Origin of the sequence: Leuconostoc litchii, from assembly GCF_008107645.1 — a bacterium.
Classification (GTDB): domain Bacteria; phylum Bacillota; class Bacilli; order Lactobacillales; family Lactobacillaceae; genus Leuconostoc; species Leuconostoc litchii.
In genome coordinates, this window is record NZ_SDGY01000001.1 from 1230550 (window position 1) to 1239318 (window position 8769).

The following is an 8769-nucleotide window of genomic DNA, read 5'->3' on the forward strand; positions in this document are numbered from 1 at the left end:
TGGACATCTGTTAACAATTGCCTTTACAGCGCCGTTCAGCACAGTGTGACGACGTCACAGAACAGATTACTTAAAAGCACGTTCAATATAATACCATTTTGAAACGTAGTGTCAATAGCTTTTATCAAAAAATTATGTCTAAAACGTAACATGTGTTATGGAATATATTTTTATTTTTGCAATTAACAGTGTCGTCGTGTCAACTACAATTTGTATCGCGGAACGACTATCTCATAATATCTCGCTTTGGCAAAAGCAATCTTTTTGCTTTCAATGTCGCCATCCTTTGGTTTGGATTGATATGATACCAATTTTTTCTGTGTTAGTTTATCATCATCGATGTCGATATTGTCATGCGGACTATGGCATACGTTATGTGTATTTAGAAATCATTTGTACAATAATTGGTCTGTTTTTTTGGTCTGTTCCCGTATTGTGGCTGACATATATTATCTTAATATTACTATCGCTAGAAGATTATCTAACACAAAAAATACATGCCATAATTTTATATCCTTGGTTAGTATGTCTTATAACGATTTATCACGATATTCCGCATCTCTGCCTATCAATTTCTATGCTAACCCTTTGTTTAATTTTGGTGCATTATCGTCATACATTGGGTGACGGGGATATCCCCGTGTTATTAGTTCTAATCCTTACAAGTAAATTATTATCATTTGCTTATATCTTGCTAACAAGTTGTTTTTTGGCGTTGACATACTTATTATTTTTAAAACAAAAAAGACTACCCTTCGTACCGTTCTTACACGCTAGTTGGATAATCGTTAACCTCTATGAACTACTTTACTTACAAAATTTTTAAGCTTTCGTCGTATCTTTTTTTAGTGGCTTTGTGCTAATTCTAATTTCGCCACCTTTTGCGCCAATTGTTACTGAATCTTCTGTAGTAATGTTGCCACGCAATAATTCTTCACTCAATGCGTCCTCAATCTTTGTTTGCAATGCACGTCTGATTGGCCGCGCACCGTATTCTGGATCAAAACCAGCTGAAGCTACAGCATCAATTGCAGCTGGTGTAATTTTAATATTAATGCCTTGCTCAGCGACACGCTGTAGCACTGAACGGCTCATCAACTTAACTATCTCATGTAATTCTGGTTTTGTAAGACTTTCAAATACAATCGCCTCATCCAGTCGATTGATGAACTCTGGTCTAAAGGTCTCTTTCAATGTCTCACGAATTTTAGCCGCGACTGCTTCATGATCATTTTTTAAGTCAACCGCACCAAATCCTACAGACTTTTCGTCACGTAATCGCGTTGCGCCCAAGTTTGACGTCATAATAATAATCGTGTTCTTGAAGTCAACCTTACGACCTTTAGAGTCCGTTAGATATCCATCATCAAATACCTGCAACATTAAGTTAAAAATATCTTGATGTGCTTTTTCAGCTTCATCAAGTAAAACCACGGAATAAGGATGATTACGAACTTGTTCGGTTAATTGTCCACCCTCATCATAGCCAACATAACCAGGTGCAGAGCCAATCAAGCGACTAGATGACCATCGTTCTTGATACTCCGACATATCAATTCTAATAAGATTATCTTCACTACCAAATATAGCTTCTGCAAGTGCTTTAGCTAACTCTGTCTTACCAACACCAGTTGGTCCCAAAAACATAAATGCACCAATTGGCCGACTTGGATCTTTTAAACCTGAACGCGCACGACGTATTGCCCTAGCTACGGCTGAAACAGCTGCCTTTTGACCGATTACGCGTCGACCTAATACTGTTTCCAGATTCACTAAACGTTGTTGCTCATTCTTTTCAAGTTGCATCACAGGCACACCAGTTTGCTGTGAAATAACTTCAGCAATATCCTGTTCTGTCACATGAAGTGCATACCGTTCTGTACCTTCTTTATTATCCTGAACACTTTTTGCCTCTATTTTGTCTAACTTTTTCTTCAGCTTGATTTCTTCAGTGCGTAATTGCGCTGCTTTTTCAAAATTTAATGATGTGATTGCCAATTCTTTTTCAGTTTGTAATTGCTCCAAACGTACCTTTACTTTAGAAGCTGGCGTTGCTTTAGTTGTGGCATCGATACGAACTTTTGCGCCAGCTTCATCCATCAAATCAATTGCTTTGTCAGGCAAAAAACGATCCGAGATGTAACGAGCTGAAAGCTTAACAGCAGCTTCAATAGCATCATCGTCAATTTGCACCTTATGATGTTGCTCAAAGTGAGTTCGAATACCTTTCAAAATAGCAATGGCATCGTCTTGCGTGGGTTCATCAACGGTAACTGAAGCAAAGCGTCGTTCCAAGGCTGCATCAGATTCAACATATTTTTGATATTCATCAAAAGTTGTGGCTCCTAATGTTTGTAACTCTCCACGCGCTAAAGCTGGTTTCAAAATATTAGAAGCATCAATCGCCCCTTCTGCTCCACCAGCACCAATTAAAGTATGTAACTCGTCAATAAATAGAATTACTTCACCATCATTGTAAATTTCTTCGATGATTTTTTTTAATCGATCTTCAAACTCACCTCGGTATTTTGTCCCAGCGACTAATGAACCCATATCTAACGCCATCAAACGCTTGTTAGACAAATTTTCTGGCACTTCGCCATTGATAATTTTTTGAGCTAACCCCTCTGCAATGGCTGTTTTTCCTACACCTGGTTCGCCAATTAAAACTGGATTATTCTTTGTTCGTCTTGAAAGAATTTGTATCACACGACGCACTTCTTTAGAACGACCAATAACAGCATCAATCTTTTTGTCTCTAGCCATTTGTGTCAAGTCTCTTGCCAGGCCATCCAAAGTTGGGGTCCCAGCAGAAGATTGTTGTTTTTCCTGTTTTTTTAACTGTTTTCTGATATCGGTAATGCCTAATCTACGTAAAATTGCACGTCGCATGTCTTGTAAATTAACATCTAACGCCAGTAATATGCGAGAAGATAGTATGCTTTCATCTTGCAATAGAGCTAATAAAATATGTTCCGTCCCAACCTTAGATTGAGCCAACGCACGCAATTCTTCATTAGCTTGGCGCAAAATATCAGCGGCTTTGGGTGAGTATGGTAAATAAATATTTTTATCATAACGACTTGTTATACCGTAACCTGTAAAATGTTCAATTTCTTCACGAACATCATCATCCATCACGTTAAATTGCCCTAATATTTTACTTGCAATACCTTCCTTTTCGATTGCTAATGCAAGTAAAAGGTGCTCTGTACCAACTGCTTGATGTTTAAAATATTTTGCTTGTTCCTGTGCCAAAACCAGTACATTTTGGGCACTCGGTGTATAATTGTTATCCATGTTTGCCTCCTTAAAATTAGGCTGCTTACGTCGTTATATTGACTTATATTATAACCTATTAAACATTTATTAGGAAATTTTTTTGTTTAACTATCGTCATTATATTCACGAGAGTTAAAAAGCCGAAACAAAAACTGTTTCGACTAAATATTTTAGTTAGGATTTTTGAGTGATAACTGCCACTGTAGATATGCATTAATGAACGGATCAAGATCACCATCTAAAACCGCTTGAGGTTGATTAGTTTCATAGTTTGTCCGATGATCTTTGACCATCTGGTATGGATGCAAAACATATGAACGAATCTGAGATCCCCAACCATTTTCCATCTTTTCACCAGTTAAAGCGGCTCGTTCAGCTTCTTTTTTCTCAAGTTCTAATTGGTACAACTTACTTTTCAATAATCGCATGGCATAATCGCGGTTACCATATTGTGTACGCTCAACAGTCGATGAGACCACAATGCCAGTAGGTTCATGGGTCAAGCGTACCCCGGTTGAAACTTTGTTAACGTTCTGACCACCAGCTCCACCAGAACGGAACACATCCATCTTAACATCATCATCACGAACTTCAACCTCAATAGAATCGTCTAATTCAGGCATAACATCAACTGAAACGAAACTAGTATGACGGCGACCTGCACTATCAAAAGGTGAAATTCTTACAAATCGATGAACGCCTTTTTCACTTCTCAAAAAACCATAGGCATTGTGTCCCGTTACCTTGATAGTTGCGCTATCAATACCTGCCTCATCACCAGCATGGTAATCTAATGTTTCTACCTGAAAATTATGTTGTTGTGCCCAACGTGTGTACATACGATACAAATTAGCACCCCAATCTGTTGATTCTGTACCACCAGAACCAGGATGGATTTCCAAAATTGCATTGTTGGCATCGTAAGGTTCTGTCAAAAGTTGTTCCAAGTTATAAGCATCAATATCCTTTTGAGCCTTATCAATACCTGTCTCCAGTTCCGACAAAGTATCTGTATCCTCAGGATCCTCAACAGCCATTTCAATCAGCAATTCTAGCTCTTCCACTTGACTCGTTAGGTTTAAAAATGAATCTCGTCGATTTTTTAAAACGTTATTTTCTTCAATTATTTTTTGAGCTTTTTCATTATCATTCCAAAAATCTGGCTCTGTCATACGATTTTCGTAATCAGCGATTTCTTCGGTCAACGCTTCCATATCGAGCGTTCCTCTAAAACGTTCGATATTTTCTTGCATTTCAGCAACAGCATGCTTTGCATCAATAATTTCCATATTAATTCCTTTCAAAATAAAAACGAACAAAGTTCGTTTTTATTTGTATATTAAGAACGTAAATTCTGACGAATTTCAGCTTTCATAAATGTACGTGTCGTATCATATTCCACATCAGCAATCATTTTTTGGAAATTAGCAAATGCCTCACTTTGATACTCAATCAATGGATTTAGCTGACCGTAGCCACGTAATCCAACACCTTGCCGCAAACGATCAAGTGCATCTATATGATCTGTCCAATGTTGATCAACTGCTCTAAGAATAACAACTTTTTCAAATTCTAACATTTGTTCCGGATCATAAAGTTGTGTTTTCTTTTCTTTATAATTCTGTTTTGCTAACTCTAATAGTTTAGCTTTGATTTCATTACGGTTTAACCCTTCCAACTGTTGCACTGAAACAGCATCATCGTGCGTTAAAGCATTACCAACAAAGGCAACTATCTGCGGTAAATTCCAGTCAGTTGGCTTTTTAGATTTTGTTTGTGCATCAACAACTCGATTGATTGTACGTTCAACAATTGGCATCAAAACCCACTCTAAGGATTCTGCTTCATCAATAACAATATCTCGTTCACGATAAATTAATTCACGTTGTTCACGCACGACATCATCATATTGCAAAACATTCTTTCGTGTATCATAGTTGTTTCCTTCAACACGTTTTTGAGCTGATTCAACAGAACGAGTGATGAAACGATTAGTGATGACCGTATCTTCGTCCAAATTCATTCGCTGCATCATTAGTCGTACACGTTCAGCTCCAAAACGAATCATTAAATCATCTTCCAATGATAGGAAAAACTGTGAAAAACCTTTATCACCTTGTCGACCTGCACGTCCCCGTAATTGATTATCAATTCGGCGTGATTCATGCCTCTCGGTGGCAATAACAGCTAAGCCTCCAATTTCTTCCACACCAGGACCAAGTTTGATGTCAGTGCCACGTCCTGCCATATTTGTTGCAACTGTTATCGCACCACGTTGACCTGCATTCGCAATAATTTCAGCTTCCTTAGCGTTGTTTTTAGCATTTAAGACATTATGAGGAAGATTTTTCGTCATCAATATTTTTGACAGTAGTTCTGAATCTTCAACAGATCCTGTACCAATCAAAATTGGTTGTCCTTTTTCATGTAGTGTAACAATTAAATCAACCACCGCATTATATTTAGCACGAATCGAAGTATAAAGTAAATCCGGTTTGTCCTCACGTCTTACTGGACGATTAGTAGGAATACTGATAACTTCCATGTTGTAGATTTCACGTAACTCTTCTTCCTCAGTCTTTGCTGTCCCAGTCATACCCGACAACTTTTTATACATACGGAACAAATTTTGATAAGTAATTTGTGCCATTGACTTGTTTTCTTCTTGAATTTCCACATTTTCTTTTGCTTCAATGGCTTGGTGTAAACCATCAGATAAACGTGTTCCTTCAGAAATACGACCAGTAGACTGGTCAATTAACTTAACTTCACCATCCTGAACCACATAATCTTTATCTTTAATGTAGTTAAAATTGGCACGTAAAGATTGGTCAATATGATGCGTCAAAGCAGTATCATCTGCATCATACAAATTATTTAAATTAAAGAAAATTTCTCCTTTGTGAATTCCCTCAGGAGTTAGCAAAGTTGCTTTTGCTTCTTCATCAACTTTAAAATCTTCATCACGTTGTAATGTCTTTACAAACCGATCAGCACGAGCATACAATTGTGAAACGCCTGACCCAGGCCCTGAAATAATCAATGGTGTACGAGCCGTGTCAATTAAGATTGAGTCCGCTTCATCAATTAACGCAAAATTCAATCCACGTTGCATAACACGTTCGTCGGCACGCCTAATCATATTGTCACGTAAGTAATCAAAACCAATATTAAAGTTAGTCGAATATGTAATATCTGCATTATAGGCAGCACGCTTTTCATCTGCTGGCGCATCACCAACATTGACACCCACCGTTAATCCAAGCCAATTATATAGTTGCCCCATCTGTTCGGCATCTCGAGCAGACAAATAATCGTTAACAGTAACAACATGCACCCCTCTACCAGACAATGCATTCAAATAAACAGCCATCGTTGCAGTCAGTGTTTTTCCTTCACCTGTCCGCATTTCAGCCAGGTTTCCACCGTGTAAAACAATCGATCCCATAATCTGAACATGGAATGGGTATAAACCAAGTACTCGTTTAGCTCCTTCACGTGCAACAGCAAACGACTCTGGTAAAAGTTCATCTAAAATTTTTGCCAAAGCTTTATTTTTTTTGTCTGTATCTTTAATATCATCAATCGCATCCGAAATCTTTGATTTAAATTCTCCAGTTTTTGCCTGTAATTCACTATCAGACATGCTAGACATTACATCAGCATAACTTTCAACTTGGTCAGCGATTTTATTTAATTTCTTTAGTTGTTGTTTTGAGTTATCAACTAATTTACGTATTGGATTGGCCATTGCTTTTAACGGGCGAGTGATAAGTTCGCTCGTTTCTCCTCTAAAATCTATTTTTTGTATATTATTGCAAAATAAGTGTATTGTACTTACCATTGTACCAAAAAAAGAGCCTAAAATATAGACCCTTCACTGAATCAATGATGTGATGTAGCATGAAGCTTTTCCTGACCACCCATATATGGACGTAGGACTTCCGGAATTGTTACTGAACCATCTTCATTTTGATAATTTTCAAGAATCGCAGCAACGGTACGTCCAACAGCTAATCCTGATCCATTCAAAGTGTGTACCAATTTCAGCTTATTATCTTCATCACGATAAGTAATATGCATGCGACGCGCCTGGAAATCTTCTGTATTAGAGACTGAAGAAATTTCTCGATACACATTCTGTTGTGGCATCCAAACTTCAATGTCATAAGTTTTGGCTGCAGAAAACCCCATGTCTCCGGTCGATAACATAATGACATGATATGGCAGATTTAATTTTTGCAAAATATTTTCTGCATCAGCTGTCATCTTTTCTAATTCATTATAAGAATCTTCTTGCCTGGTAAACTTCACCATTTCGACCTTGTTGAATTGATGTAATCGAATTAATCCACGTGTATCTTTACCAGCTGAACCAGCTTCCTTACGAAATGATGGTGATAATGCTGTGAATTTAATAGGCAAGTCTTCGCTTGGTATCTCTTCACCTGAATAATAGTTAGTCAGCGGTACTTCGGCTGTCGGAATATATGTTTGATCTAAACCTTCAACGCGATAAGCATCTTCTTGAAATTTTGGATATTGTCCTGTACCAAACATTGCAGAGTCGTTGACAACGATAGGCGTAATCATTTCCGTATATCCTTCTCGTCTATGTTCATCTAACATGAAATTATAGACCGCGCGTTCCAGTCTCGCCCCGTCACCAACATAGTACAAGAATCGCGCCCCTGAAACCTTTGCACCTCTCTCAAAATCTAAGATACCTAGATTTTCTCCAATTTCGTAATGTGCTTTTACTCCTGCTGTCTCTTTCAACGCATGAGGACGTGAACCATAATCTTTGGGTTCCCATGTTCTCTGTTCTACGTTTGCAGCTTCATCCGGCCCAACAGGTACTTCAGCAGCTGCTAAATTGGGTAAATGTGCTGAAATTTCTTGAACTTGTGATTCCAACAAACTTTGCTCATTATCAAGCTTTTTTATATCTGCACCAACCTGTTTCATTTGCATGATAGCTTCGCTAGCGTCTTCTTTTTGACGCTTTGCGAAAGCTATTTTATCTGAAACTTTATTACGTTGTGCTTTAAGTGATTCTACTTTTTGAATTAATTCACGTCGCTTTTGATCAAAAACTAATAATTGATCAACTGTGTCTGGGTTAATCCCACGATCTTTTAGTCTTCTTTTAGCATTCTCACTATCTTTACGTATATAACGTATATCTAACATTCTGGAATCCTCATTTCATAAAATAAAAAACGCGTTGTCACTTGTCGTTAGACAAGGGACGAAAAACGCGTTTCCGTGGTACCACCCAATTTTTGCAATTCATTCAAAATTGCAACACTTCATTATCGATAACGGCGACACCGAGCAATATTACATGCTAAAGAAAGGTTACTGGAGTTTCGCGCGTATTATTTTTCATCAACCAATAATTTTCTAAACTGCGCTACTTATGGTAACTAATACCCTTATTCTAACCCATTATAGAATAAAAGGCAACAAAAAAGGAGTGGTTTC

General features: G+C 37.7%; 5 protein-coding genes. 1 reads left to right on the forward strand and 4 read right to left on the reverse strand.

Going from position 1 to position 8769, the window contains the following annotated elements; translation table 11 throughout:
* Nucleotides 1–157: 157 nt before the first annotated feature.
* Entirely contained in the window at nucleotides 158–826 is a 669-nt protein-coding gene (locus ESZ47_RS06155; RefSeq protein WP_148605675.1) for a prepilin peptidase, read from the forward strand.
* Here the strand turns inward: ESZ47_RS06155 and ESZ47_RS06160 are convergent.
* The 4 genes from ESZ47_RS06160 to serS form a co-directional block, all read right to left on the reverse strand.
* Entirely contained in the window at nucleotides 823–3300 is a 2478-nt protein-coding gene (locus ESZ47_RS06160) for an ATP-dependent Clp protease ATP-binding subunit (protein ID WP_148605677.1), read from the reverse strand. The genes ESZ47_RS06155 and ESZ47_RS06160 overlap by 4 nt on opposite strands.
* A gap of 152 nt (nucleotides 3301–3452) precedes the next feature.
* Nucleotides 3453–4571: a peptide chain release factor 2 gene (prfB, locus tag ESZ47_RS06165; protein ID WP_148605679.1), complete on the reverse strand. Its 1119-nt coding sequence runs from the start codon at nucleotides 4569–4571 to the stop codon at nucleotides 3453–3455.
* Between the two features lie 50 nt (nucleotides 4572–4621).
* Nucleotides 4622–7033 carry a preprotein translocase subunit SecA gene (gene secA / locus ESZ47_RS06170; protein ID WP_148605680.1) on the reverse strand — a complete coding sequence of 804 codons (2412 nt, stop codon included), beginning with the start codon at nucleotides 7031–7033 and terminating at the stop codon, nucleotides 4622–4624.
* A gap of 134 nt (nucleotides 7034–7167) precedes the next feature.
* Nucleotides 7168–8475, reverse strand: a complete 1308-nt coding sequence (gene serS / locus ESZ47_RS06175) for a serine--tRNA ligase (protein WP_148605682.1) — start codon at nucleotides 8473–8475, stop codon at nucleotides 7168–7170.
* Between the last annotated feature and the right edge of the window lie 294 nt (nucleotides 8476–8769).

Excerpts from the sequence above, each read along its gene's own strand:
- ESZ47_RS06160 (WP_148605677.1), bottom strand. The coding sequence starts at position 3,300 with ATGGATAACAATTATACACCGAGTGCCCAAAATGTACTGGTTTTGGCA.
- ESZ47_RS06155 (WP_148605675.1), top strand. The coding sequence starts at position 158 with ATGGAATATATTTTTATTTTTGCAATTAACAGTGTCGTCGTGTCAACT.
- prfB (WP_148605679.1), bottom strand. The coding sequence starts at position 4,571 with ATGGAAATTATTGATGCAAAGCATGCTGTTGCTGAAATGCAAGAAAAT.
- serS (WP_148605682.1), bottom strand. The coding sequence starts at position 8,475 with ATGTTAGATATACGTTATATACGTAAAGATAGTGAGAATGCTAAAAGA.
- secA (WP_148605680.1), bottom strand. The coding sequence starts at position 7,033 with ATGGCCAATCCAATACGTAAATTAGTTGATAACTCAAAACAACAACTA.